Annotated in this window: 31 protein-coding genes and 2 pseudogenes; 29 read left to right on the forward strand and 4 right to left on the reverse strand. The window is 46.7% G+C overall.

Annotated features, from left to right (window positions below):
* The first annotated feature begins 133 nt into the window (after window positions 1–133).
* The 20 genes and pseudogenes from DWY93_RS01935 to DWY93_RS02030 all read left to right on the forward strand — a co-directional run bounded on the left by DWY93_RS01935 (window position 134) and on the right by DWY93_RS02030 (window position 15,971).
* Window positions 134–3,778: a phage tail tape measure protein gene (locus tag DWY93_RS01935; RefSeq protein WP_117471692.1), complete on the forward strand. Its 3,645-nt coding sequence runs from the start codon at window positions 134–136 to the stop codon at window positions 3,776–3,778.
* Window positions 3,771–3,986 (forward strand): tail protein X, encoded by a 216-nt coding sequence (locus DWY93_RS01940; RefSeq protein ID WP_069431167.1) that lies wholly within the window; start codon window positions 3,771–3,773, stop codon window positions 3,984–3,986. The genes DWY93_RS01935 and DWY93_RS01940 overlap by 8 nt, the downstream gene beginning before the upstream one ends.
* Before the next feature lie 256 nt (window positions 3,987–4,242).
* A pseudogene (locus DWY93_RS17835) lies at window positions 4,243–4,380 on the forward strand (LysM peptidoglycan-binding domain-containing protein); the annotation flags it as partial.
* Between the two features lie 126 nt (window positions 4,381–4,506).
* Entirely contained in the window at window positions 4,507–5,286 is a 780-nt protein-coding gene (locus DWY93_RS17840; RefSeq protein WP_347465602.1) for a contractile injection system protein, VgrG/Pvc8 family, read from the forward strand.
* Window positions 5,286–5,636 carry a hypothetical protein gene (locus tag DWY93_RS01950; protein WP_055285873.1) on the forward strand — a complete coding sequence of 117 codons (351 nt, stop codon included), beginning with the start codon at window positions 5,286–5,288 and terminating at the stop codon, window positions 5,634–5,636. The genes DWY93_RS17840 and DWY93_RS01950 overlap by 1 nt, the downstream gene beginning before the upstream one ends.
* Window positions 5,637–5,639: 3 nt before the next feature.
* The gene (locus DWY93_RS01955) at window positions 5,640–6,041 is read left to right on the forward strand and encodes a phage tail protein (RefSeq protein WP_117471694.1); all 402 of its coding nucleotides are present in this window, start codon (window positions 5,640–5,642) and stop codon (window positions 6,039–6,041) included.
* A 6-nt stretch (window positions 6,042–6,047) separates the two neighbouring features.
* The gene (locus DWY93_RS01960) at window positions 6,048–6,377 is read left to right on the forward strand and encodes a hypothetical protein (RefSeq protein WP_055285869.1); all 330 of its coding nucleotides are present in this window, start codon (window positions 6,048–6,050) and stop codon (window positions 6,375–6,377) included.
* Window positions 6,370–7,512: a baseplate J/gp47 family protein gene (locus DWY93_RS01965; RefSeq protein WP_117471695.1), complete on the forward strand. Its 1,143-nt coding sequence runs from the start codon at window positions 6,370–6,372 to the stop codon at window positions 7,510–7,512. Before DWY93_RS01960 ends, DWY93_RS01965 begins: the two co-directional genes overlap by 8 nt.
* Window positions 7,505–8,506 (forward strand): phage tail protein I, encoded by a 1,002-nt coding sequence (locus tag DWY93_RS01970; protein ID WP_181968472.1) that lies wholly within the window; start codon window positions 7,505–7,507, stop codon window positions 8,504–8,506. Before DWY93_RS01965 ends, DWY93_RS01970 begins: the two co-directional genes overlap by 8 nt.
* A 15-nt stretch (window positions 8,507–8,521) precedes the next feature.
* Complete coding sequence (locus DWY93_RS01975) at window positions 8,522–8,833, forward strand: hypothetical protein (protein ID WP_055285863.1); 312 nt, start codon at window positions 8,522–8,524, stop codon at window positions 8,831–8,833.
* Window positions 8,834–8,835: 2 nt separating this feature from the next.
* Window positions 8,836–9,330 carry a hypothetical protein gene (locus DWY93_RS01980; RefSeq protein ID WP_117471697.1) on the forward strand — a complete coding sequence of 165 codons (495 nt, stop codon included), beginning with the start codon at window positions 8,836–8,838 and terminating at the stop codon, window positions 9,328–9,330.
* Window positions 9,330–9,509, forward strand: a complete 180-nt coding sequence (locus tag DWY93_RS01985; RefSeq protein WP_117471698.1) for a hypothetical protein — start codon at window positions 9,330–9,332, stop codon at window positions 9,507–9,509. Before DWY93_RS01980 ends, DWY93_RS01985 begins: the two co-directional genes overlap by 1 nt.
* Window positions 9,499–9,852, forward strand: coding sequence for a hypothetical protein (locus tag DWY93_RS01990; protein ID WP_117471699.1), 354 nt, complete (start codon window positions 9,499–9,501; stop codon window positions 9,850–9,852). Before DWY93_RS01985 ends, DWY93_RS01990 begins: the two co-directional genes overlap by 11 nt.
* A 6-nt stretch (window positions 9,853–9,858) precedes the next feature.
* Complete coding sequence (locus DWY93_RS01995) at window positions 9,859–10,911, forward strand: hypothetical protein (RefSeq protein WP_117471700.1); 1,053 nt, start codon at window positions 9,859–9,861, stop codon at window positions 10,909–10,911.
* 81 nt (window positions 10,912–10,992) lie between these two features.
* Entirely contained in the window at window positions 10,993–11,439 is a 447-nt protein-coding gene (locus DWY93_RS02000) for a four helix bundle protein (protein WP_117471701.1), read from the forward strand.
* A gap of 441 nt (window positions 11,440–11,880) precedes the next feature.
* Complete coding sequence (locus DWY93_RS02005) at window positions 11,881–13,095, forward strand: reverse transcriptase/maturase family protein (protein ID WP_117471702.1); 1,215 nt, start codon at window positions 11,881–11,883, stop codon at window positions 13,093–13,095.
* Window positions 13,073–13,525, forward strand: a complete 453-nt coding sequence (locus DWY93_RS02010) for a hypothetical protein (protein WP_117471703.1) — start codon at window positions 13,073–13,075, stop codon at window positions 13,523–13,525. Before DWY93_RS02005 ends, DWY93_RS02010 begins: the two co-directional genes overlap by 23 nt.
* 18 nt (window positions 13,526–13,543) lie before the next feature.
* A complete protein-coding gene (locus tag DWY93_RS02015; protein ID WP_069431176.1) occupies window positions 13,544–13,927 on the forward strand; it encodes a hypothetical protein in 384 nt (127 codons plus the stop codon).
* A gap of 18 nt (window positions 13,928–13,945) precedes the next feature.
* Window positions 13,946–15,364, forward strand: a complete 1,419-nt coding sequence (locus DWY93_RS17765; protein WP_278286465.1) for a phage tail tip lysozyme — start codon at window positions 13,946–13,948, stop codon at window positions 15,362–15,364.
* A gap of 19 nt (window positions 15,365–15,383) precedes the next feature.
* The gene (locus DWY93_RS02030) at window positions 15,384–15,971 is read left to right on the forward strand and encodes a phage holin, LLH family (RefSeq protein ID WP_117471704.1); all 588 of its coding nucleotides are present in this window, start codon (window positions 15,384–15,386) and stop codon (window positions 15,969–15,971) included.
* A 103-nt stretch (window positions 15,972–16,074) separates the two neighbouring features.
* Here DWY93_RS02030 and DWY93_RS02035 read toward each other — a convergent pair whose 3' ends face one another.
* The 4 genes from DWY93_RS02035 to DWY93_RS02050 form a co-directional block, all read right to left on the reverse strand.
* A complete protein-coding gene (locus DWY93_RS02035) occupies window positions 16,075–16,386 on the reverse strand; it encodes a hypothetical protein (protein WP_117471705.1) in 312 nt (103 codons plus the stop codon).
* Window positions 16,387–16,415: 29 nt separating this feature from the next.
* Window positions 16,416–16,640, reverse strand: a complete 225-nt coding sequence (locus DWY93_RS02040; RefSeq protein WP_117471706.1) for a hypothetical protein — start codon at window positions 16,638–16,640, stop codon at window positions 16,416–16,418.
* 138 nt (window positions 16,641–16,778) lie between these two features.
* On the reverse strand, window positions 16,779–17,012 hold the full coding sequence (locus tag DWY93_RS02045; protein ID WP_117469261.1) for a hypothetical protein: 234 nt from the start codon (window positions 17,010–17,012) through the stop codon (window positions 16,779–16,781).
* 50 nt (window positions 17,013–17,062) lie between these two features.
* Window positions 17,063–17,359, reverse strand: a complete 297-nt coding sequence (locus DWY93_RS02050) for a hypothetical protein (protein ID WP_117471708.1) — start codon at window positions 17,357–17,359, stop codon at window positions 17,063–17,065.
* 175 nt (window positions 17,360–17,534) lie between these two features.
* Here DWY93_RS02050 and DWY93_RS02055 point away from each other — a divergent pair, with 175 nt between their 5' ends.
* The 9 genes and pseudogenes from DWY93_RS02055 to DWY93_RS02090 all read left to right on the forward strand — a co-directional run bounded on the left by DWY93_RS02055 (window position 17,535) and on the right by DWY93_RS02090 (window position 23,060).
* Window positions 17,535–17,777 carry a hypothetical protein gene (locus tag DWY93_RS02055; RefSeq protein WP_117471709.1) on the forward strand — a complete coding sequence of 81 codons (243 nt, stop codon included), beginning with the start codon at window positions 17,535–17,537 and terminating at the stop codon, window positions 17,775–17,777.
* Window positions 17,762–17,947 carry a hypothetical protein gene (locus DWY93_RS16935; RefSeq protein WP_118087463.1) on the forward strand — a complete coding sequence of 62 codons (186 nt, stop codon included), beginning with the start codon at window positions 17,762–17,764 and terminating at the stop codon, window positions 17,945–17,947. The genes DWY93_RS02055 and DWY93_RS16935 overlap by 16 nt, the downstream gene beginning before the upstream one ends.
* 1 nt (window position 17,948) lies before the next feature.
* Window positions 17,949–18,212, forward strand: coding sequence for a hypothetical protein (locus DWY93_RS02060; RefSeq protein WP_147324182.1), 264 nt, complete (start codon window positions 17,949–17,951; stop codon window positions 18,210–18,212).
* A 264-nt stretch (window positions 18,213–18,476) separates the two neighbouring features.
* The gene (locus DWY93_RS02065) at window positions 18,477–18,770 is read left to right on the forward strand and encodes a hypothetical protein (protein WP_117471711.1); all 294 of its coding nucleotides are present in this window, start codon (window positions 18,477–18,479) and stop codon (window positions 18,768–18,770) included.
* 50 nt (window positions 18,771–18,820) lie between these two features.
* The gene (locus tag DWY93_RS02070; RefSeq protein ID WP_117469266.1) at window positions 18,821–19,003 is read left to right on the forward strand and encodes a hypothetical protein; all 183 of its coding nucleotides are present in this window, start codon (window positions 18,821–18,823) and stop codon (window positions 19,001–19,003) included.
* A gap of 95 nt (window positions 19,004–19,098) precedes the next feature.
* A pseudogene (locus DWY93_RS02075) lies at window positions 19,099–19,293 on the forward strand (macrolide ABC transporter ATP-binding protein); the annotation flags it as partial.
* Window positions 19,277–20,461, forward strand: a complete 1,185-nt coding sequence (locus DWY93_RS02080; protein ID WP_117471712.1) for an ABC transporter permease — start codon at window positions 19,277–19,279, stop codon at window positions 20,459–20,461. The pseudogene DWY93_RS02075 and the gene DWY93_RS02080, both read left to right, overlap by 17 nt.
* 186 nt (window positions 20,462–20,647) lie before the next feature.
* On the forward strand, window positions 20,648–21,919 hold the full coding sequence (locus DWY93_RS02085) for an N-acetylmuramoyl-L-alanine amidase family protein (protein WP_117471713.1): 1,272 nt from the start codon (window positions 20,648–20,650) through the stop codon (window positions 21,917–21,919).
* Between the two features lie 88 nt (window positions 21,920–22,007).
* Window positions 22,008–23,060 carry an N-acetylmuramoyl-L-alanine amidase family protein gene (locus DWY93_RS02090; protein WP_165859940.1) on the forward strand — a complete coding sequence of 351 codons (1,053 nt, stop codon included), beginning with the start codon at window positions 22,008–22,010 and terminating at the stop codon, window positions 23,058–23,060.
* The last annotated feature ends 164 nt before the right edge of the window (window positions 23,061–23,224 follow it).

The raw sequence follows: 23,224 nt of genomic DNA on the forward strand, positions 1-23,224 counted from the left end.
CGCCCGTCCCGTTCTGGCTGCAAATGCCTATACGCAGACTTTTTGCATGGATTGAAACCATAAATGAAGTGGAAAAAGAAGAAGCGGAAGAGCAGAAACAGAACAGCAATAATGCGTAGGGAGGTGAAACAGCTTGGCAGGGTCACAAAAGGAATTTGAACTGCTTTTTAAGCTGAAAGCGTCGCTGGGTGGCAATTTTAACAGCACATTCAAAAGCGCAATTAACACCAACAACCAGTTACGGGACAGCTTAAAAAATGTCAATTCCCTGCAATCAAAGATTGACGGCTACACAAAGCAGTCTGCCGCTATTGATAAGAACAAAGAACGGCTGGCGCAGCTTAACGCAGAGCATGACCGATTACAGCAGGAATTGCAGCAGACAGGCGAACCCACAGAAGCACTGCGGAAGAAGCTTGAAAAGAATGAAAACCAGATACAACAGACCACTGCCAAAATCGAAGAACAGGAAAAACAATTAAACAGTTATGCCGACGAACTGAAAGCAGCCGGAGTAAATACGGATAATCTGGAAGAAGCCAACGGAAGACTGCAAAAGTCTTATGAAAAGCTGCAAACTTCACAGCAGACGTTGCAGAAATTGAATGACAAGCAACAGCAGGTAGAACAGAGCATTTCAAAGACAAAAGGACAACTGCTGGGAACTATTGGCGCAATTAGTGCCGTAGCCGCCGCAGTGTATGCAGGACCCGTGCAGGCAGCGCAGCAGTACGAAAAAGCAATAGCAAAGGTGGGAACCATTGCAGATACGCAGGAAGTCCCACTGGGCACATTGTCACAACAGATAATGGAACTGTCAAACAAGACAGGAATTGCAGCCAATGCCATTGCTGATGATGTGTACAATGCTATATCTGCCGGACAGAAGACAGGTGACGCCGTAAACTTTGTTACAAACAGTACGAAGTTAGCAAAAGCCGGATTTGCGGAAAGTTCGCAAACGCTGGACGTATTAACAACCGTATTGAACGCATACGGCATGAGTGCGGACAAAGTAAGCACGGTATCAGATATGCTGGTACAGACGCAGAACAAAGGTAAAGTGACAGTAGGAGAACTGGCAAGCAGTATGGGTAAAATTATACCGACTGCAAACGCCAGCAATGTTTCACTGGAACAGTTATGCGCCGGATATGCAATAATGACCAGCAAAGGTATTGCAGCCGCAGAAACGACAACATACATGAACAGTATGTTAAATGAGTTGTCAAAGTCTGGAAGTACGACAGACAAGCTATTGCGGCAGAAGATGGGCGGCAGCTTTGCAGAATTGATGGCAAGCGGTAAATCGCTTGGGGAAATTCTGGGAGGTATACAGGAAGAAGCCAGCAAGTCTGGTCTTGCCCTATCTGATATGTTCAGCAGTTCAGAAGCCGGAAAAGCGGCAATGTCGCTTCTGTCAAACGGAGTTGACGGCTTCAATTCAAGCGTACAAGACATGGTAAACAGCGTTGGGGCAACAGACAGCGCATTTGCCAAAATGGAAGACACCACAGAAGCCAAAATGGAAAAGGCAAAGAACAGTATAGCAAACTTGGGTATTGTTCTTGGTCAAAACTTACTGCCGATTGTAGGAAATTTGGCAGACAAAGTGGCGGTGGTGGTCACTAAAGTTTCAGAATTTGCAGCAGCAAACCCAAAATTGGTGCAAACAGCCCTAAAGGTAGCGGCAGGGCTGGCGGCATTGAAAGTGGGAATGTTGACAACAAAGCTGGTTACATTATCAGCACAAGACGGCATATTGTCACTGGCAAAAAAACTGCTGGGACTGCGTGCCGGATTTATTGAAAACGCAGCAACAAGCGTAAGTTTTGCGGAAAAGCTGAAAACAGCTGGAAGCGGTATATTGTCATACTTTGGCAATGTAAAAGGCGCTATGGGCGGCGTAGGTTCTGCAATAGGTAATATATTCAGTGGCAACAGAGTTGTTGGAGCAGTAACAGGCTTTATGGGCGGCGTGAAACAGTCCATTGTCAGCGGCTTTTTAGGAATTGCAGGAAAAGCAAGCGGAGCATTGACAGGAGCCGGAACAAAAATGCTGGGACTTATGCTGAAACCATTTTCGTTGATTGGCGGCAAGCTGGGTCCGATACTTGGAACGGTAGGCAGTGCGATTGCAAACAGCCCACTTGGAAAAGTAGGCGGCTTCATAACAAAGGGAATTACAGGAGCATTTAGCAAGGCAACAACACTGATTGCACCGCTGGGAAATGCGGTAAAAACGGTGCTGGGTCCTATTGGAAACCTTGCAAAAACAGCACTGGGACCGCTTGGAGGTATTGCAGGAAAGATACTGCCAGTTGTGGGCGTTATCACAACAATTATTACAGTAATACAGCTTGTAAAGAACCATCTTGAAGAGATAAGGGGATTTATACAGCGGACTTTTGGTGATGAAGCACTGGCAGTCTTTGACAAGATTGTTTCAGTCATTACCAACATAGGCGACACCATAAAGAATGTGTTTTCTGATGGGAACATAGGTGCAGCCCGTGACAAGATACAAGAATTGTTCGGAGATAAAGGCGCAGCAGTCTTTGACACGTTTGTAAATGTGCTGGGAACAGTAAAGAACGCAGTTTCAGAGGTTGTGGGCTTTATAACCACATACGTTGTGCCAGTTGCAGAACAGGTATTGCAGGTGATTGTTACACAGGTAATACCGGGGATTGTTAGCTTTATTCAAGCGGCAGCCCCAACCATTATGCAGATTATACAAAGCATTGCTGATTTTATCGGTGCAATTATTCCGGTGATAGGAAGTTTCATTGCTGGTCTTATGCCGATTATTTCAGAAATAATCACATTCATTTCAACTTATGTTTTGCCGATTATTTCAGAATTATTCAGCTTTATTTGTAGCACGGTGCTTCCGGCAATTTCCGCAGCAATTCAAGCAATTTTGCCAGTGGTGACAAACGTATTGCAAACGCTTTTACCTGCGATACAAACAGCACTGACGACAATCTGGAACATAGTTTCACCAATAATTCAAGGAATTTTAGCAGCAATACAATTTGCAATGCCAACAATCCAGTCTATCGTACAAAGCGGAGTTCAAGCAATTTCCGGTGTAATTTCTGGAATTGCAACCGTACTGAATGGAATTATCACTTTCATAACTGGTGTATTTTCCGGGAACTGGCGGCAGGCTTGGGAGGGCATAAAGCAAATATTTTCTGGAATTTGGCAGGGTATCAAGTCAGTGTGTACGGGAGTTATCAACGGCATTATATCTGCGGTCAACACGGTTATACGTGGATTGAACAAAGTAAAAGTGCCAGACTGGGTGCCGGGTGTAGGTGGAAAAGGTATAAACATATCTGAAATACCTATGCTGGCGAAAGGTTCAAAAAACACACCAGACACGTTCATTGCTGGTGAAGCGGGACCGGAGTTAATCACGAACGCACCGGGGCGCACGGTGTTTACAGCGGACCAGACAAGAAACATTCTGGCTGCACAGAATACAGCAGCCACAACAGCGGCAGCGGTAGCGCCAACAGCACAGACCACAACAGCACCGCAGACGGTGAATAACTACAACACAGCGCCAGAGGTAACAGCAGGCGCAGGAAGTGGCGGTGGAAGTGCAAACAACGTAACTATAAACAACAGTCCGACAATAGTTATCAACGGGGACAAGCCGGAAGACTTGGACGCAAAACTGGAAGAGAACAACAGAAAGTTGCTGCGTGACGTTGAAGACCTGCTGGACGAAAAAGAAGACAAGGAGAAGCGGCAGAAATATGACTAAAAGCTACACAACAATATCTGGGGATATGTGGGACAAGATAGCATTTGAACAAATGGGAAGTGTCCTGCATACAGATAAGCTGATGAAAGCCAATGTCAAGTACGCCAGCACCTACGTTTTCCCTGCCGGGGTTGTATTAACAATCCCGGAAGTGGAAGACGAAGAAGACTTGGAACTGCCACCGTGGAAAAGGGGGCTGCTGACGTAGAATGAGCGCAAAAGACATGGCACGCCGGGTGGAACTGCGGTTGAAATTTCAAAACGTAAAAGTCCCGGCAAATATAAATAAATATTTAAGCAGCCTTACTTTCACTGATGAAGACGAAGACAACGCAGACGATTTGCAGCTTGCGTTTGATGATAGAGAAAGAAAGTGGCTGGGAAGCTGGCTGGAAGTAAAGCCGACTTTCATTAAGACCACAACGACGGTGCAAAAGCAGGTTGAAGCTGCAAGCGTTGTCAATTATGTGGTCAAAAAAGGTGATACGCTTTGGGCTATTGCCAAAAAGTATCTGGGAAGCGGTACAAAATACCCGCAGATTGCTTCTGAAAACAATATTAAAAACCCTAACTTAATATATCCGGGGCAGGTTTTCAAAATCACAACGGGCGGTACAGCAACACAGACGGTCACAGAAACGAAAGAAACAACAAAGAAAGTGTCTGACCCTAAATTGATAACAGCAACGATTGTCCAGAAGAACTGGCACGATAACGGCAAAGACGCCGTGCTGGACTGTGGGACATTTGAACTGGACAGCGTAGACGCCAGCGGACCGCCAACAAAAATCACACTAAAGGGCACGTCAATTCCTTATACTTCCAAAATGAGAGTAGAAAGAAAATCAAAGGCGTGGGAAAACATCAATTTGAAAGTGATTGCGGAGCAGATAGCGTCCGAAAGCAACTTGAAACTGATGTACATTGCGGACAATATACCAAAGTACAAAAGAAAAGAGCAGGTACAGACGTCGGACATTGTGTTTTTACAGAAATTATGTAAAGCGGCAGGGCTTGCGCTGAAAGTAACCACAATGAATGTGGTTATCTATGACGCCGCAGAGTATGACAGCAAGCCACCTATAAAAACCATAAAATATGGCAGCGGTGATTATATTTCATACAAGCTGGGAACCAGCCTGCATGATACAGCATACACCAGCTGCCATGTTTCGTATACGGACCCGGACAGTAAAGAAACGATTGAAAGCACATACACGGCAGACAGCACAGAGGGAACCGGGCAAACACTTGAAGTCAACGAAAAGGTCAGAAGCACAAATGAAGCATACGAACTGGCAAAAAAACGGCTACGTGAAAAGAACACACAGCAGTTTACAGCAAGTTTCACAATGCTTGGTGATGTGCAGCTGGTGGCAGGTGCCACAGTCAAATTAAAAGGCTTTCAGAAGTTCGACAGAAAGTACAAGATTACCAAAGCGACCCACAAATTGACGGGAGGATATACAACACAGATTGAATTACAACAGGTATTGGAGGGCTACTAATGGCAGATATGACAGAGTTAAAAAACATAGTGCGGCTTGGCACCGTGCAGAGCGTGAACGCCAGCAAAATGACAGCCCGTGTGAAGTTCAAGGACAAAGGCGGTATCACTTCCGGTGATTTAAGGATTATAAAACGCCCTGTGTACGTTGTGCCAGCAATGGAAAGCGGCGCAGAGGGACAGACGGCAAAAACAACGCTGAAATATGACTACAACGGGCAAATGTTAAAGGAAGTAAGCCACAGCCATGAAGCATTTGTGACAGAGTGGACGCCGGGCGTTAATGATATGGTGCTTTGCATAATGGTTCCAGATGGCGACGGGGACGGCTTCATAATAGGGGAGGTGTAGAGCATGGCAAAAATAGGAAGTCTGGGAAGTCTGGTTTTTTCAGTTTCAGAAAATACCGTGCGCACCTTTGATGAATTAAGCTGGAAAGTGTCTGCAAAGTACGCAACGCATGACAGACACATTAAGCGTGACGTATTGGAGTTTTTGGGACCGGAACCCGGAACAATCAGTTTCAAAATGGCGTTCAGTGTATTTCACGGAACAAACCCACTGAATGAAATTAAGAAATTAAACAAAATGTGCAATAAGGGCAATATTTCAACACTGGTTTTAGGAGGCAAGAAATACGGTTCCTATAAGTGGGTGATAACAGGCGTTAGCAGCACATTGAAACGCTATGACAACAAAGGCAACTGCTGGGTTGCAACAGCAGACGTGACATTGAAAGAATATCCAAAGAGGTGATAAAGCATGGACGTGATAAGGGGCGACGGGTCACTATTGACAGAAATTGACCTTGCACCAGCAAATGACCATCAAGCAGTCATACAAAATATTGCGGTTATTCTGGACACGGTGCAGGGGTCCTGCCCTATGTTCCGTGATTTTGGGTTGCCCGGCAGCCTATACGGAAGACCGCAACCAGTAGTTGAAAATATACTGGTAGGCTATCTGTACGACCAGATAGAAGAATTTGAACCACGGGCGCAGGTTGCAGACATTACATTTGAACACGACGCAGCCACAGGGCGCACAATACCTATTATTTATTTGGAGGAGGTGGAAACAGACAATGAGTGACAGAAAATACCCAGACATTGACTTTGTGGAAACCGACACAGAAACGATAGAAAGCAATCTAATTGCGCTGTATGAAAATATGGTGCAGCAGGTGCCGGGGCGTGAACGCTACAAGGTGTACCCGGCGTCACCGGAAAGACTTTTTATTGCATGGGTTGCAAATATCATTGTGCAACAGCGTGTCATTATCAATGAAACAGCAAAAAAGAACGTGCCACGCTATGCGGACGGTGAATACTTGGACAGCTTGGCAGAATTATTCAAGGACTTGGAAAGACTGCCAGCAAGTCCGGCGTCTGCAATGTTCCGCTTTTATATTTCAGAAGCACAGAAACAATCAGTGATTATTCCTGCGGGCACCAGAATTTCTTTTGATGGTGCCATCTTATTTGAAACAAAAGAAAATCTGGAAATAAAAGCCGGGCAGACATACGGGGACGTTGAGGGAATTTGCACAACAGCGGGCGACGTTGGAAACAATCTGGCAGCGGGGCAGGTCAAAGAACTGGTTGACCTATACGACTACTACCAGAAAGCAGAGAATATCACGGCAACCAGCGGCGGCGCAGAAGAAGAGGACGACGCCAGTTATTATGAGCGTATGCGTGAGAGTATGGAGAGTTTCAGCACGGCGGGTCCTATTAACGGGTACATATACTGGACAAAGAGCGTATCACCAGCCGTGGCAGACGTGGCAGTGACAAGCCCGGAACCTTGCGTTGTAGACGTCCGGGTGCTTTTGCAGAATGGACAGCAGGCAACGTCCGGGGTGCTGAAAGAGATTGAAGACGCCTTGAACGCTTCCGACATTAGACCACTGACCGACAAAGTGACGGTATCTGCACCGGAAACGGTAGCATTTGACGTTGACGTGACCTTTTATATTCCACAGCCAGACGCAGCCAGCGCCACAGTCATTGCGGCGGCAGCAACACAGGCAGTGGAAGAGTACGTGACATGGCAGACAAGCAAAATGGGGCGGGATATTAACCCGTCATACCTAACAGCAAAGCTGATGGAAGCAGGCGTGAAACGTGTTGAAGTCAGAAAGCCAGTATTCACGGTTGTTGATGATATAAAGGTTGCAAAGCTGGGAAACAAAAGCGTTCTGAATGGAGGTATTGAAAATGTCTAAAACAATTTACAATGCCGATTATTCAGAGTGCCTGCCGGAAGCGCTAAAGAAAGACTCCAAAATGGTTGCACTGGCAAACGCCACGGCAGCAGCACTGCTGGACGCTTCCGGGATAATTGACAATGTGCTGATATATTCCAGATTTGATGAATTGCCAGAAGAACTGGTGGACATTTTGGCATACGACCTACACGTTGACTGGTACGACTACAATTACCCACTGGAAGCAAAACGGGATTTAGTGAAAAACAGTGTCAAGGTTCATAAGAAAATGGGCACAAAATATGCCATTGAAACAGCGCTGGGCAGCTTATTTCCAGAAAGTGAAGTGGAAGAGTGGTTCCAGTATGAGGGAGAACCCGGACACTTTCATATTGTGCTTGATGTGACCAACCAGAGAATAACGGCAGACTACACAGCTATTATCCGGGCAGTGAAAATGTATAAAAGATTATCTGCACACATGGACGAATTGACCTATCAAGGACAGGTCCACGGCGTCATATACACCCACGGGGAGTATTTCAGATATAAAACACCGCTGACCGGAAGACTTAACACCGGAACATACCCACAGAGAAACACAAAAGCCGGGATAGGCGCTGCAACCTATATTGTGGGAACGGAAGCAGCAGGCTTCATATTCACGGCACCAGCAGCAGGCACAAAGCCATACAGAAACACGGTATTTTCACAGCAGGCGGCGCATATCGACGCAGACACGGCGTTGAATACGTTTGGCTATACAAATACACCAGCAGGACGGATAAAAGCCGGAGAACAGCCACAGAGGAACACCAGAGGGCAGACAAGCGGTGCCACGGTCACGGCAAGTGACAGAATGGAAGCACACCGCTTCACAGTCCCGGCAGCAGGAACCGTCCCGGAAAGAAGCACGGTGCAGCAGACACAGGGCGGCGCCGTGGGGACAAGCACGCAGGCAATGGGGTTTTCATACGGCGTCAAGCCGTGCGGAAGCCGCAGGAAGCTATAAAGGAGGTGAAAAGCCATGTTGACAACAGACGCAATCAATGATTTCAAAGATTTCATTGATAATATCATTGCCTATGCAAAAGTAACCGTCAACGGCGTTTCTGAAAAAAAGGTGATACACCGCCGGGAACGTCTGAAAGACGGCAGGGTTGCTGTATATGTACAGATTACCCCGCAGGTAAGCGGAACAGCCACGGTGCAGAGGGTACAGCTTTACAACAAGAACAACAAATTGTGGGCTGACAAGGCGGTAAATATTCCGCTGAACAATGTACAAGAGGGCGTTTTGTACCGCTTTACTTTTGATTTTACAGAAAAGGAGGTGTAAAGATGTACGAACAGAAATTATGGCAGGACCATGTAACAGAGTTTGAAGACCGCTACACGGAAAGCAGAAATGATGATGGAACTATCACACACACACCAGTTGAGGGGGAAATCATTCAGCAGGGCACACCGCAGAACGCAACCAACTTCAACCACATGGAAAACGGTATTTCCAATGCAACAGAAACGGCAGCGCTTATGGCGCTTTCTACAATCCACCACCAGCAGGCAATAGCTGACTTGCAGGGAGAAACAGCAACGGTGACTTTGAAGAATACGCAGCAGTACCCGTTCAACAATTCTACACAGTCAGTTGCGCTGAAGACTGAAAGAAACCACATGGACTACACCGTGGAAACAGAAATAGTGGACTACACGGGCGGTTTTCCGGGCGACATTGTTATTACAGAAAAGTTGCTGAATGGTTTTAAGATGGCACACACAGGAAGCGCAAAAAGCGTGACCGTAAAAGTTTATGTGAAAGGTGGGTTTTACTAATGGCAGGTGTGATTATTAAGACAGAGGAACGCAGACAGCACGAAGAAGCGGTTATGCGTTCTTTTGGCGTGCAGGGCAGCGGGACAGCAGCACAGAGAGAAGCAGCGGAGGTTATCGCAGCCAGAAGCAGCGAGGTAGTAAGAAACCAGAATGGAGGTAGAAAGTATTATGGCTACTAATAAAATCAATGTAGTTGAAAAAACACCGGGCACACATATTGAATATGCACTGTCTGGCGGTAAAAAAATCACGTTCGGTGATGATGAATTAACAATCAATCTTGCCAGCCGTGAAAGAGATTTTGAAGTGTCACTGGACATTTGCATTGACGAAGAAGACGGCGTGGTGATTGGCACCGGAGGACGTGCGCAGAAGTACGCTGCGCAGATTGTTATTCCTGCCAGACGCTATGATGTTATCGAAGACGGAGAGGACGAAAACGGAGAACCGAAAGAAATTCCAGTGCCTATCCCATTTGATATGTCGCTTTGCACACTTATTCTTTGGGGATTGGAGGTATAAAGAATTATGTCTAATTTTGATGATTTAGCAATGGCGGTTGCTTCCTTTGGGGGCAACAATGCAGTAAAGTTTGATGATTTGGGTATGCCGTCAATTATGGTGGGTATTCCAAAAATGAAGTATTCCGACATTATCACCGGAGGAACACAGGAAACATTGCCGTGGTGGATTGTGGACGGAGTAGAAAAAGAAGTTATCTGGGTATCGAAGTATATTAACGTCGTGGTCAACGACCGTGCATACTCACTGCCAATGAAAGACCCCAAAGCATACATTGACTTTGACACAGCACTTGCAGTATGCCGCAGAAAGGGTGAGGGCTGGCACCTTAACCAGAACGGCGTATTTGCTGCAATCAACCTTTGGTGTATGAAAAACGGCTTCACACCCCGTGGAAACACAAACTGGGACAGAAGCTATGAAAAGGGATATGAAAAGGGTATCAACACATACATTGACGGTTCACACGGCGGCGGCAGAACCGCAACTGGTTCTGGTCCGGTAACTTGGAACCATGACGGCAGCCCGGCTGGAATTGCCGACCTTTGCGGCAACTGCTGGGAGTGGGTATCTGGTATGCGCATTGTAGATGGTGAAATTCAGATTATCCCATACGGAAACGCCATGAAGTCTGACTGCAACATGGGTGCAAAAAGTACAGAGTGGAAAGCAATTAAGCCGGACGGCACACTTGTAGCACCGGGAACGGTTGGAACATTAAAGATTGACAGAACCAGTGCGAGTGACGCAACACTGCGTATCAACACAAGTGTCACAACACAGACGACGGACAGCAACGACACAAGCGTACCATTTAAAGATACAAAGGCAGTAAGCGGCGTAACCGTTCCGCAGATTTTGATTGCGTCCGGTTTATATCCAGACGCAGGACAGACAACGCCGGGCAGATTTTGGGCAAGAAATAACGGCGAAAGATTGCCTTTCCGGGGTTCGAGTTTCGACAGCACTTCCGGCGGTGGCGCTGGTGCGCTGGACTTGTACTACGCCCGTTCTGTCGTCGGCAACAGTGTTTCGTTCCGTTCCGCTTTAGTTGAATAACTGGAAACTGGGAACTGATACACTGCGGGGCTTACGGCAGTAAGCCCCATACTACAAAATATAACAAAGGTGGTTTAGAAAATGCCGGAAAACAAAACAGAAGAAAGACCGCCACAGCTGGACAATGTGCGAGATAACGCCACACAGGAAGACTTCAAAATGAAAAATAAAGTCTGGGAAATGCTGGAATACGCAGGACCACAGCTTGAAGAGTTTCCCAGAGCGAAAAGAGGACTTGCACAGAAGATAGACGGAACAATGCTGGATATTTTAGAGTTGGTCATAATGCTTGAAAATAAGCATTATAAAAAGACAACGCTTGGAGAACTGGACACGAAAGTTGACGTGCTGCGGCATTTGATAAGACTTGCAGCAAGCACAAAGTATACCAGAAGCGCAAAACCGTGTCTGCCAATGAAGAAATATGAAATGATGGCAAGATACATCAATGAAATAGGTTGCATGGTGGGCGGCTATTATAAATCACTAAACGGCAGCACTTCCGGGAATGGGAGTGCTGCAAAATAAGACTGGTAAAAGGCAGGGTAACACCTGCTTTTTATATTATGGGAATAAGCCGTTAATAGAGGACTTGCCGTGCCTATCCGGGGTTCGAGTTTCAACAACACTTCCAACGGTGGCGCTGGTGCGCTGAACTTGAACAACGCCCGTTCTAACGTCAACAACAATGTTTCGTTCCGTTCCGCTTCACCCCATTTCTGCCAGTAGGCGTGCCCATACGTGGACACGTCCAGTGCGTCTGGGTTAAAGGGGTTTATTTCCATTCCAAAGGCTGCCAGCCGGGAGCCGTAGGAAAAAGATTGAATAGCCGTAAAGATAGTTAGTAAGCCACAGGGCTGAAAGTCAGAGCCGGAAAGACTGGCACTGAATGTATATATCACGTTTGGGTTGCGGAAGAACCGCAATTTGATTTGTACGGCAGATTTTAACAACAGGAGGGAAAAGAAATTGCACAAAATCAAAAACATTTTCCCTATGATTTACGACTTTGAAAATCTTTTCAATGCGTACAAAGCCGGGATAAAGTGCAAGAGGTACAGACCAGATGTGATGGCGTACACGGATAAGCTGGAAGAGAACTTGATTGAATTACAGAATGAATTTATCTGGCAGACCTACACCGTGGGGCGCTACAACATATTTTATGTTTATGAGCCGAAAAAGCGCATGATTATGTCACTCACTTTCAAAGACCGGGTGGCGCAGCACGCTATATATAGCCAGCTGAACCCGTATTTTGAAAAGCAGTTCATTTCTGACAGCTACGCTTGCAGAGTAGGCAGGGGAACACACAAAGCAGTCAACCGCCTGCATGATTGGTTGAAGCAGACTGACCGGAAGCCGCAGCGTTTCTATTATTTGAAACTGGATATTGCAAAGTATTTTTACCGGATAGACCATGAAGTATTGATGGGTATTTTGCGGAAGAAGATTGCTGATGAAGATTTGTTGCACGTCTTGTCAGTAATAATAAACTGCGAAGACACAAACTTTGGTCTGCCGCTGGGTGCCGACATTGGCGACGTGGCGTTTGATGAATTGCTGGGAGAAGTTGGGCTGCCTATTGGCAATCTGACTTCACAAATGTTTGCAAATTTGTACTTAAACGAACTTGACCAGTTCTGCAAACACAAACTGCACCTGCATTATTACATACGCTATATGGACGACATTATAATTTTACACCCAGACAAAAAGTATCTGGAAAAGATAAAGAACAAGATTGCGGACTTTCTGGGGAGCAAGCTGCATTTGCAGCTTAACAAGAAAACTTGCATAAGACCAACCAGCATGGGCATTGAGTTTGTAGGGTTCCGCATTTGGTCAACACACATAAAATTGCGCAAGAAGACGGCAAAGAAGCTGAAACGACGATTGAAATATATGTTTGCAGCATATCACGCCGGAGAGATTGACAAAGATACACTGGATAGGTCCGTTGCTTCATACCGGGGCATATTACAGCACTTCAACAGCTACGGTATGCGCCAGAGCCTAAACGAACTGTACTTGCAGGAAATGGGCAAGCCATATCCAGAACCGGAGAAGAAGCCAGCCAGCAAATGCGGTCTATTCTGCGGATATTACGGCAGCACTGATGATTACATCAAGCAGCCAGAAGAAAAGGAGGTGACGGACAGTGGAAGCAATGCAGACGCTTAACCCAGCGGACGTCTGGGACATGGTGCAAAAAGCTATTGTATGGCTTGCGGGGATTGGGATTGTTATTGACTTAACGCCGGGAATTAAAATACAGCCCGTTCGCTGGTTGATTAAACAGCTGGGAAATCTTATGAACCACGACTTGAAAGAGCAGCTGAACCAGCTTGAAAATGACTTTATAGAACACAAGGTTGATAGCTGGCGCACGGAGATACTATCATTCCAGAGCAGTTGCATAAACCATGAACGCCATACAAAAGAAGAGTTTGACCATGTTATTGATACATTGGCGAAGTATGACAAGTATATTAAGGACCACAAGTTGACAAACGGACAAGTTGACGTTGCGCATGAGTACATAGTGGATATTTACAAAGAATGTATGCGCACAAACGACTTTGCTTTGACAAAGCCGGAAGAAAAACCATAGGAGGTACAAAACAGCAACATGAAAAGTTTAATATTTTTTATCATTGGATTTGCACTGGCATTAGCAGTGCTTTTTTTATGGAATTTACAGTATTTCAGACAGCGCAGGAAGAAGAGAAAAGAAGAGTTGCAGGAACACCCGGAAAGAAAGACCAGCGCAACAAAAATCATTATCTTTTCAATTCTGGCGACTTACTACATAGCATTTGCCGTGGGCGTGTGGGTGGTAGTCACAAAGGATTTTTACCAGTTATCAGTCCTTTTGACGTTCGTTGGCGGGGTAACTGCTGCCGCAGTAGCGTTCTATTGCTGGAAAGCAAAGGCAGAAAACCTGCTGAAAATCAAAGCTGCATACCCGGAGTTGTCTGGCACGCTGTCTGACTTTTCAAGTATGACGCAGTAGCGCCGGGAGGTATAAGACATGGGACTAATAGGAAAAACAACACCAGAAAAGATTTGGAATTTTCTGAAATCAAAAGGACTGTCCAGTTGTGGGGCAGCCGGATTGATGGGGAACCTATATGCAGAAAGCGGGCTGAACCCACAGAACTTGCAGAACAGCTATGAAAAGAAGCTGGGACACACTGACGCAAGCTACACAGCAGCCGTGGACAACGGCAGCTATGGAAACTTTGCAAGGGACGGCGCAGGCTATGGACTGGCGCAGTGGACATACCACACCAGAAAAGCCGCTTTGCTGGAATATGCAAAAGCCGCCGGGAAGTCTATTGGCGACCTTGAAACACAGCTGGGGTTCCTTATGAAAGAATTGACAGAGGGCTACAAAGCCACACTGTCAGTATTAAAGAGCGCACAGACCGTCATTGTTGCTTCAAATGCAGTGCTGACACAGTTTGAGCGCCCGGCAGACCAGAGCGACACGGTGAAGACAAAGCGTGCAGGATATGGGCAGAAATACTATGACCAGTACGCAGCCGGAGCCGTTAGCAATAAAAAGAATGGAGGTACAAGCAATATGAATGTATCAGAAGTAAGAAAGAAATTTGCAGCAAGGGCGGCAGCGTATGTGGGAGTGAAAGAGGGTACAGCAGCACACCACGCAATCATTGACGCCTACAACAACCACAAGCCGTTAGCGCAGGGGTACAAAGTGACATACCGTGACGCATGGTGTGCAACCTTTGGTTCAAAGATTGCTATTGAAGCGGGCTACACAGATATTATCCCTACGGAGTGCAGCTGTGACCGTCAGATTAAGTTGTGGCAGCAGATGGGGCGCTGGTGCGAGAATGACGCAAAGGTGCCGGAACCGGGCGACTATATCTATTATGACTGGGACGACAACGGCGCTGGTGACTGCACAGGCAGTTCAGACCATGTGGGCGTTGTAGAAAGCTGCAACGGTAACACTATTACAGTTGTTGAGGGCAACAAGTCCAATGCAGTTGGAAGAAGAACACTGGAAGTCAACGGGCGTTATATCAGAGGTTATGGCGTGCCGGACTTCTCAAAGAAAGCAACCAGCGAACCTGCAAAGCCTGCGGCACCTGCACAGCCTGCGCAGGGAACAGCCGGGGAACAGGTATACACCGTGCAGAGAGGTGACACACTTTCTGGCATTGCTGCAAAGTATGGCACCACATACCAGAAGTTAGCAAGCTACAACGGAATTGCAAACCCTAATGTCATTAGTGTTGGGCAGAAAATCAAAATTCCGGGAAGCGGCGTGCGTACATACACAGTAAAGAGCGGTGACAGCCTTTGGGCAATCGCAGCAAAGCAGCTGGGCGACGGTTCCAGATACAATGAAATTAAGACCATGAACGGTCTTACAAGCAACACCATTTACGCTGGGCAGACATTGAAGCTGCCTGCATAATCAACAGGAGGAAAAGAACATGAATGAAGTTATTTATGCAGCCGTATATTTTGCCGTAACACTGGGGGCGTTCTTGATTGGAAAGTACGTTTGCCCAAACATTCCAAAGACCGTCACAGACAAGCTGGGTGAACTGTCAGAGTGGGCAGCAAAGTTTGTGGAATGGGCAAAAGAGTTCAAAAAGGACAAGACCGGGGAAGAGAAGATGGCGGCAGTTGTGGAGCAGTTGAAGAAGATTGCTGATGAAGCCGGGCTGAATGTCACAGAAGACCAGCTGAAAGCCATTGCACAGACGGCATACAATGCCATGAAAGCCGGAGAGAAAGAAAGCAACACCGCAGAACCGCTGGAAGCGCTCACAGCCACACCAGCTGCAACGGTAGTGATTAACACCACGGCGCCAGTGACGACAACAGAGAAAGTGGCTATTGCCACAGACAATGTGCCGGAGGGCGCCACGGAAACCAACGCAGACGGCACAGTGAACCTTTACGACGCAGCCGGGAACATTACCGGGAGCGTGACAAAGGAAGAAGCAGAGAAGATGGCGGCAGAAGTCACGAAGATTGTTGACGAAGAGGGAAACACGCTGAAAGACCTTAAATAATGCCGCTGACGCTTTGCAGAATAAGCCAGAATGAGAAGAAAAGACCGTAAGTGGAGAAATACACCACTTGCGGTCTTTTTGCGTTTACGGGGCAAATACGGCGTTATATCGGTTTATATGTGTAGTCAATGCCATTTTCAACAGCTTTGATACTGTCTATCTGGTCTTTATAGCAGCCACGGGCGGCAATCACACGGGCTTTTTTGATGGCTGCATTTTCGCTTCCTGCATTAACATTCAGCCAATCAATGCGCACGCCGTCATTGTTCACAATGGAGATTTGAAAAGACTTGTGAGGTATGCGCTTCACAGAGCCTTTGCCGTTGCACTGGTAGCAAGGACCAGTCATACCGGATTTGTAAATATACTTGCCAGTGCCGTTGCACTTGCTGCAAATAACAATATCTGTTTTCATAATTATTCACCATTCTTTCTGGCTGGCTGCTATGCAATAGCAACCAGTCTTTCTGCACCCATTTTTCTTTCACGGACAACGCCATCTTGATTGCTTTTCAGAAGACAAGTGATTGTCTTTCCGGTCTTGCTTGGGATAAGGTCAACCACGGTGCTTGTATAGCCATAGTTCCACATGATAACGTCCCCGGTCTTTAATTCCTTTACTGCCTTTGCTTCCTGCTTGTTATATATTCCTTGAAGTTTTACTGTCATTGCTTTGCCCTCCGTGTTCTGTATTTCTTTAACTGTCTTTATTATATACTTACGGAAGTATAAATGCAATAGACACAATGCACAAACTTACGGAAGTATAATTGTATAATATGTATACTTCCGTAAGATAAAAGCATTTTACATGGTGCCGATAAAATCAGAACTGGTCAACGCCCAGAACTGCGCAGCGTGGATGGTTGGGAATTTTGGAATTTCCCATGTGATATTATCGTACACAATTTTGTATATGCCATTCTGGTTGACTGTCAGATAATATTTATCGGTATCAGTTTTACGGTCTGCCGGGTGCGTGTCCTGCACCATGAATGAAAGCCCGTTCTTCCTAAAGCGTCTGTTATAAGATTTTGCCATATTATTTCACCTTTTCTTTCTGGGCGGCAGCAGCGCCGCCCGTGCAGTTATTAGTCAAGGCAACATTCCATTGAAATTGGATATTGCACTTTTAATTTTTCAAAAGCCGCCTTTGTGACCCGGTAGCTGCGCCAGTTTTCAATTTTCTTCTGGCAACCATCAATCCAGTGGGCTTCAATTTCTGTAATGCCCCTGCCTTTTAATTCAAGCGGGGTATCAACAAAATAATGTTTGCCATAATATGAAAGGCTGGCTTCCATCTTAACTTCTGGCTTGCGCTGCCCCATTTCCGGGGTGTAGCAGTGCAGCCCATTTATTCTATCTTCCATGTAAATGATTTTTCCCATATCGTTTGACCTCCGTGTGTTTGATTTCCTTAACTGTCTTTATTATATACTTACGGAAGTATAAAAGCAATCGGCAAAATATACAAATATACTTCCGTAAGATTGTATAAAATGTATACTTCCGTAAGAAAACAAAGTGTGATATACTGATTAAAAACCACAGGAGGTGCAGAAAATGCCAGATACAACAGAAAAGAAGACCATACCGAGAGGACCAGCAGCCACGGCAGCAAAGAACAAATACCGTGACAATAATTATGACCGCATGGAACTTGCGGTGCCAAAGGGCATGAAAGCCCGCATAAAAGAGATTGCAAAAGAACAGGGCTATTCATCACAGAATAACTATGTTGTAGAAGCGGTAAAAGAGAAGTATCAGCGGGACACCGGGGAGGAATTAACGTGGCAGAAAGAGTAAAAGAACAGGAATTTGAAGAGGGCTTTCTGCATGGCTGGGACGGTTCGGAATGTATATATTATACAGACGAAAAGTGCTTATATTACAATGACGCAGAAGCACCGTGCCACCATTGCCACCACTACACAAGGAAGACACAACAGAAAGGGGGAATAGTCTATGGAATATAGAATGAAAGATATTATGGAACCACCAAAGACATTGGAGGAGCAGAAGAAAGAAGCCAGAGAAGCGGCAATGGCAGCAGGAGCAGAGGTGCTGGGCGAAGAATGGAAGCCGGGAACACTGGAAAACGTGAAAAGACAGGTTGAAAACGCCTACACAGATTTAAAAGGGTGTGGACTATACAAAGAAGAAAAGCATTTCAGAAATGGAATGGACCTCATGTATAATAATGTGATTGACATTATAAATTCAGAACTGGGGAGGAAGTAGCGTGGAAGAAAAGCGGTGCTGCATAATTCATAATTACTATGTATGCCCGGTATGCAAAACGGGGTACTGCAAACCGTTTGGAGAGGTGAAAACAAGACCAATACAGAAATGCAGGAAGTGCAATAAAACTGTTAGAATGACAATAAATGGAAAATAATTAAAAAAACTATTGACAATATACTTCCGTAAGTATATAATAAAGGCAGTTAAAGCAATAGTGCTTAACACAAAAAGTCAATACAATTCAATACGGAGGAAATCAAAATGGCAGAAATGACAAAGAAAGCATTAAACAAAATCAAGGCAGCAGCGTTCACAGAATTTAAGCAGGGTTTTTCAGAGGAAGAATTTAGAAACCTGTTCGCAGGCGGCAAGAACGTAGTGACAGCGTGGAGAATTACAGAGGGAACAAAAAGCAAGATTGTGATTACACAGTATGACACGCAGATTAACATGAACACTTTACAGCAGGACGGTTTCACAGAAGCAGCAACAGCAGAAAAGCTGTTCTATGCTGACCGCCAGACAAAGACACTGGAATTTGTAGGCAGAATGTAAAAAGACATTCCCGGCAGGTGATAGGCTTGCCGGGAGGAATGGGGCATTGAATGATAAACAAAGAAGCGGCGGCAGAATTTGCAAATAAAAACTGCGTGCGGTCAAATTGCTTCATGTGCAGAGAGGGTGACAAGTACGAAACATACAGAAAATGTCCGTTTTTGCCGTTGAAGCTGATTGCAAGAGAAAGAACGGTCACGGAAGAAGACGTGCCAGACAATATGGGAGAATAACAAAACCCCGGCAGGCAGCAGGCTTGCTGGGGTTCGTTGCAGAGGGGTACACAGTCAGTGTGTAGCCTTTTTATATTTGTACTAACTTAACACTGCCCACGGGTGCCCTGGACTCCAGGACAGGCCGGGAGGTGCTGGACTTTTTAAAGAAACTCAATGAAGAAGGAAACACGATCGTCATGATCACCCACGACAGCTCCATCGCCCTGGAGGCGAAGCGGGTGGTGCGGATCCATGACGGAAAGATCAATTTCGACGGGGATGTGAAAAAGTATGCTGCAATCATTTAAAATGGCGTTAAAAAGTATCTGGGGCAATAAATTGAGGTCCTTTCTGACGATGCTCGGCATCATCATTGGAGTCGCGTCGGTGATCATCCTGGTCAGCATCGTCAACGGCTATATGTCCTACATGGTGGAGAGCTTTTCTTCCATGGGCGTCAATCAGATCACGGTCCAGTACAAGGCGGTGGCCTCAAGAAGCATCGATGTGGACGAATTTTATGAGTTCTACGAGGAACATTCAGACCTCTACGAGAACATGTCCCCGAACGTTTCCGTCAGCGTCACGGTAAAACATGACTCTGACACCATGGATTCCACCAGTGTCGGCGGCTACAGTGAGGATTATCTCGCAATCAAGGACTACGAGATCGAGTATGGCAGAAATCTCCAGTACTCTGACATGGAGGCAAGGAGAAAAGTCGCGGTCATCGGCGCCTACGTGGCGGAGGAGCTCTACGGCGGCTCCCAGAACGCCGTGGGCGAGATGGTCAAGTTAAACGGTGACAGCTACACCATTGTAGGCGTTGTGGAACGGCAGACGGAGAGCAGCTCTGAGTTCGATGACGGATGTATGGATGACTTTGTGTGGATCCCGTATTCCAGAGCTGTGAAGATGGCGAGAAATGCTGTGATCAACAACTATATCTTCACATCGCGGGACATCAACGACACGGAAACATGTACGACAGAACTTAAAAATTTTCTCTATGAAAAGATGAAGAGCGAAAACCTCTACACGGTGACAGCAATGAGCTCCCTTCTCGATTCCTTAAATGAGCAGATTGCCATGATGAGCATGATGCTGGGCGGTATCGCGGGTATCTCCTTGTTAGTTGCAGGCGTCGGTGTCATGAACATCATGCTGGTGTCCGTGACAGAGAGAACCAGGGAGATCGGCATCAGGAAGGCCCTCGGCGCAAAGAAGAGCGTGATCATGTTGCAGTTCGTCATCGAGGCGCTGGTCACAAGCTCCATCGGCGGAATCATCGGAATCATGATCGGAGCCTTAGCAAGTACGGGAATCGGTGCCATCATGGGAATCGACGCGCCGCCAACCATGACAGCAGTTGTGATCTCGTTTAGCGTTTCTGTTGCCATCGGACTGATCTTTGGTTACATGCCGGCGAGCCGGGCGGCGAAGCTGAATCCGATCGACGCACTGAGGACAGACTAAAACTACACAGAAAATGACAGGATCAACGGTAAATATGGAAAATGGAAGAATAATAGGAAAATGCAGATTCTAAGCCTCAAACTGCCACGGATTTGCCGCTAAAAGACAGAATATCGTAAGTTGACGGGAGATATTGTCCAACCTTATAATATAGTTAAAGAAAGATACTTGAGGGGAGGCAATCCTATGGCAGAAAGAAAATGGAAAAAAATAAGTACATGGATGGCCGCATGGGTCATGGCGGTCGTGTTTGCGGTATCCGGGGCGCAGACAGCGTTTGCGGCGACCAGTTATGTGAATAGTGTCAGCATCACGCTGGATGTGACACCGACGGTGGGGGAATCCCTGCCGGATCTTGATGTGGGATACAATTCTGATAACTGCGAGGTATCGATCCCGAACAACGATAAATATGATATCGTATCCGCAAAGTGGTCTTCCACAAAGAACGACGTGAAGATCGGCGGAACCTACACCATGAAAGTTACTTTAAAGACTTTAAATGACCATAGGTTCAGCAGCAGCTCCTACACTTCCTCAAAGGTAAAGGTAAAGAACGGAACTTTTGTCAGCGCTTCGAGAACATCTTCCGACCGTCTGGTGGTTACCGTAAAGACAAAACCGGCAAAGGGCGATCTTGACGCGCCGGGCGAGGCATACTGGCAGACCACAAAGTCCGGAAGCTCCGATCTCGGACTCGCGAAGTGGGAGGCCGTTGAGGACGCGTCCTACGAGGTGTACCTCTACCGCGGCAGCAAGAACGTCTACAAGAGCGGCGAGATCCACACCAGCAGCTGTGATCTCTTTCCGTATATGAGCTCCAAGGGAACCTACACCTTTAAGGTGCGCGCGCTCCCGTCAAACGATGAGGTATCCAAGTACGCGTCAAAGAGCGACTGGACCATATCCGATGAGGTCTATATCGATGAGAATGACGCGGCGAGAGCGGCAAAGAAAAAGCCGTCAAGCGGCAACAACAGCAGCACAAATAATTCCGGAAATTCCCAGCAGGCCCCGTCAAATGTGAATGTGGTCGGCTGGATCCTCGACGGAAACCGCTGGTATTATCGTTACCCGGACGGAACTTATTTAAAGAACGGCTGGGGATTTATCGGAAATATCTGGTACTTATTTGACGCAAACGGAATGATGCTCACCGGCTGGCAGATGAAGAACGGCGTTTATTACTACATGAACGGTGACGGAAAGATGCAGACGGGCTGGCTTCTCTACAACAATACCTGGTATTATCTCTCCGAGAGCGGAGCTATGGTGACCGGCTGGATCACGCTGGGTGATAAGGCTTATTACCTCGGCGGCGACGGCGGAATGCTCACAGGATGGCAGAACATCGACGGACAGATCTACTACCTGTATCCGGATGGACATAAGGCGGTCAATGAAGTGATCGATACCTTCTATGTAGATCAGGACGGTATCTGGAGAAAACCGCAGTAAAGATCTGAACCTGCAGGGCATGCGGTTATGCGGTGAAAATCGTCGGAATATTTTCCAGCAGACTGAAAATACAGGAAAGGAGCACCTTATGAGACAGAAAACTTTTGGAAAATGGCTTGCGGCAGCAGGAATTCTGATGGCGATGACGATATGGATGGTTCTTCCTGCACTGGCTGCGCCGACGGTGAATTCTATAAGGATCACCTTTAAAGACAAGTATGAAGATCCCGGCGTGATCGAGGAGCCGGAGATCAGCTGCGGCAGCTACGGGATCGAGATCACATCCGTGGAGTGGAGCAAGGATGTAGAAAAATGGAATCCTGGAACGAAAGTGACGGCAACGCTGATTCTTTCCTCCAGCGGAAGAGAGTTCTCCTCCAGCTACGGTTCAAAGTCCTGCCAGATCTCCGGTGCGACGTTGAGTAAGGCAGTGAAAGTGGATGATGACCTGAAGGTCACAGTCACTTACTACCCGGTAGTCTGGCTGGAAACTCCGGATGAAGCCGGATGGAGCGCTTCGAATCATATGAAAGCGGTCTGGAAGAAAGTCGATTACGCGACGGGATATCAGATCCGCCTGTACCGGGATGACTATTATCTCCGGACCATCGATGCGACGGGAACCAGCAAGGACCTCTCCGAGTATATGGGAAGAGAGGGAAATTACTATTACGAGATCCGCGCGGTGGGAAAGACAACGAACGATGCGAAGTACCGCAAGAGCAGCGAGTATATCGTCTCCTCCGACCGCTACCTGGATGACCTGGGTGACACGGAGGGCAGCTGGAAGAATTACGCGGATGGAAAGAAATATGTGGACGAGAATGGTCAGATCGTGACCTCCCAGTGGTACCGGATCCTTGGAACCTGGTATTATTTCGACGAGAACGGATACATGGTGACGGGATGGAGACTGGTCAATAATAAGTGGTATTACCTCGAAAGTGACGGAAAGATGGTGACCGGCTGGAAGCAGGTTGGCGGTGTCTGGTACTACATGGATGCCGACGGAGCGATGGCAACAGGCTGGCGTCAGACTGCACCGGGACAGTGGTATTACCTGAACGCGAACGGAGTGATGGCAGCGTCCACTGTGATCGACGGATATACGTTGGATGCATCGGGGCTCTGGGTAAGTTAGAAAGGAATGATGGGCGGCATGTCATGGGAGAAATCCTGTGGCATGCCGTTTTCACATATCTGAAAAGGTAAGCTCCTGGAACCATGCGAAAACACTTGACTTACTATGAGATATCAACTAAAATTTAGAAACGTGTAAACATTTGTCGCGGCAGCCTGAAGGTG

Origin of the sequence: Clostridium sp. AF28-12, assembly GCF_003435225.1 — a bacterium.
GTDB classification, from domain to species: Bacteria; Bacillota; Clostridia; order Lachnospirales; family Lachnospiraceae; genus Pilosibacter; species Pilosibacter fragilis.

Coding starts and splice junctions, on each gene's coding strand:
- DWY93_RS01940 (WP_069431167.1), top strand. CDS start 3,771: ATGACTAAAAGCTACACAACAATATCTGGGGATATGTGGGACAAGATA.
- DWY93_RS01950 (WP_055285873.1), top strand. CDS start 5,286: ATGGCAGATATGACAGAGTTAAAAAACATAGTGCGGCTTGGCACCGTG.
- DWY93_RS01955 (WP_117471694.1), top strand. CDS start 5,640: ATGGCAAAAATAGGAAGTCTGGGAAGTCTGGTTTTTTCAGTTTCAGAA.
- DWY93_RS01960 (WP_055285869.1), top strand. CDS start 6,048: ATGGACGTGATAAGGGGCGACGGGTCACTATTGACAGAAATTGACCTT.
- DWY93_RS01965 (WP_117471695.1), top strand. CDS start 6,370: ATGAGTGACAGAAAATACCCAGACATTGACTTTGTGGAAACCGACACA.
- DWY93_RS01970 (WP_181968472.1), top strand. CDS start 7,505: ATGTCTAAAACAATTTACAATGCCGATTATTCAGAGTGCCTGCCGGAA.
- DWY93_RS01975 (WP_055285863.1), top strand. CDS start 8,522: ATGTTGACAACAGACGCAATCAATGATTTCAAAGATTTCATTGATAAT.
- DWY93_RS01980 (WP_117471697.1), top strand. CDS start 8,836: ATGTACGAACAGAAATTATGGCAGGACCATGTAACAGAGTTTGAAGAC.
- DWY93_RS01985 (WP_117471698.1), top strand. CDS start 9,330: ATGGCAGGTGTGATTATTAAGACAGAGGAACGCAGACAGCACGAAGAA.
- DWY93_RS01990 (WP_117471699.1), top strand. CDS start 9,499: ATGGCTACTAATAAAATCAATGTAGTTGAAAAAACACCGGGCACACAT.
- DWY93_RS01995 (WP_117471700.1), top strand. CDS start 9,859: ATGTCTAATTTTGATGATTTAGCAATGGCGGTTGCTTCCTTTGGGGGC.
- DWY93_RS02000 (WP_117471701.1), top strand. CDS start 10,993: ATGCCGGAAAACAAAACAGAAGAAAGACCGCCACAGCTGGACAATGTG.
- DWY93_RS02015 (WP_069431176.1), top strand. CDS start 13,544: ATGAAAAGTTTAATATTTTTTATCATTGGATTTGCACTGGCATTAGCA.
- DWY93_RS17765 (WP_278286465.1), top strand. CDS start 13,946: ATGGGACTAATAGGAAAAACAACACCAGAAAAGATTTGGAATTTTCTG.
- DWY93_RS02030 (WP_117471704.1), top strand. CDS start 15,384: ATGAATGAAGTTATTTATGCAGCCGTATATTTTGCCGTAACACTGGGG.
- DWY93_RS02035 (WP_117471705.1), bottom strand. CDS start 16,386: ATGAAAACAGATATTGTTATTTGCAGCAAGTGCAACGGCACTGGCAAG.
- DWY93_RS02040 (WP_117471706.1), bottom strand. CDS start 16,640: ATGACAGTAAAACTTCAAGGAATATATAACAAGCAGGAAGCAAAGGCA.
- DWY93_RS02045 (WP_117469261.1), bottom strand. CDS start 17,012: ATGGCAAAATCTTATAACAGACGCTTTAGGAAGAACGGGCTTTCATTC.
- DWY93_RS02050 (WP_117471708.1), bottom strand. CDS start 17,359: ATGGGAAAAATCATTTACATGGAAGATAGAATAAATGGGCTGCACTGC.
- DWY93_RS02055 (WP_117471709.1), top strand. CDS start 17,535: ATGCCAGATACAACAGAAAAGAAGACCATACCGAGAGGACCAGCAGCC.
- DWY93_RS02060 (WP_147324182.1), top strand. CDS start 17,949: ATGAAAGATATTATGGAACCACCAAAGACATTGGAGGAGCAGAAGAAA.
- DWY93_RS02065 (WP_117471711.1), top strand. CDS start 18,477: ATGGCAGAAATGACAAAGAAAGCATTAAACAAAATCAAGGCAGCAGCG.
- DWY93_RS02070 (WP_117469266.1), top strand. CDS start 18,821: ATGATAAACAAAGAAGCGGCGGCAGAATTTGCAAATAAAAACTGCGTG.
- DWY93_RS02080 (WP_117471712.1), top strand. CDS start 19,277: ATGCTGCAATCATTTAAAATGGCGTTAAAAAGTATCTGGGGCAATAAA.
- DWY93_RS02085 (WP_117471713.1), top strand. CDS start 20,648: ATGGCAGAAAGAAAATGGAAAAAAATAAGTACATGGATGGCCGCATGG.
- DWY93_RS02090 (WP_165859940.1), top strand. CDS start 22,008: ATGAGACAGAAAACTTTTGGAAAATGGCTTGCGGCAGCAGGAATTCTG.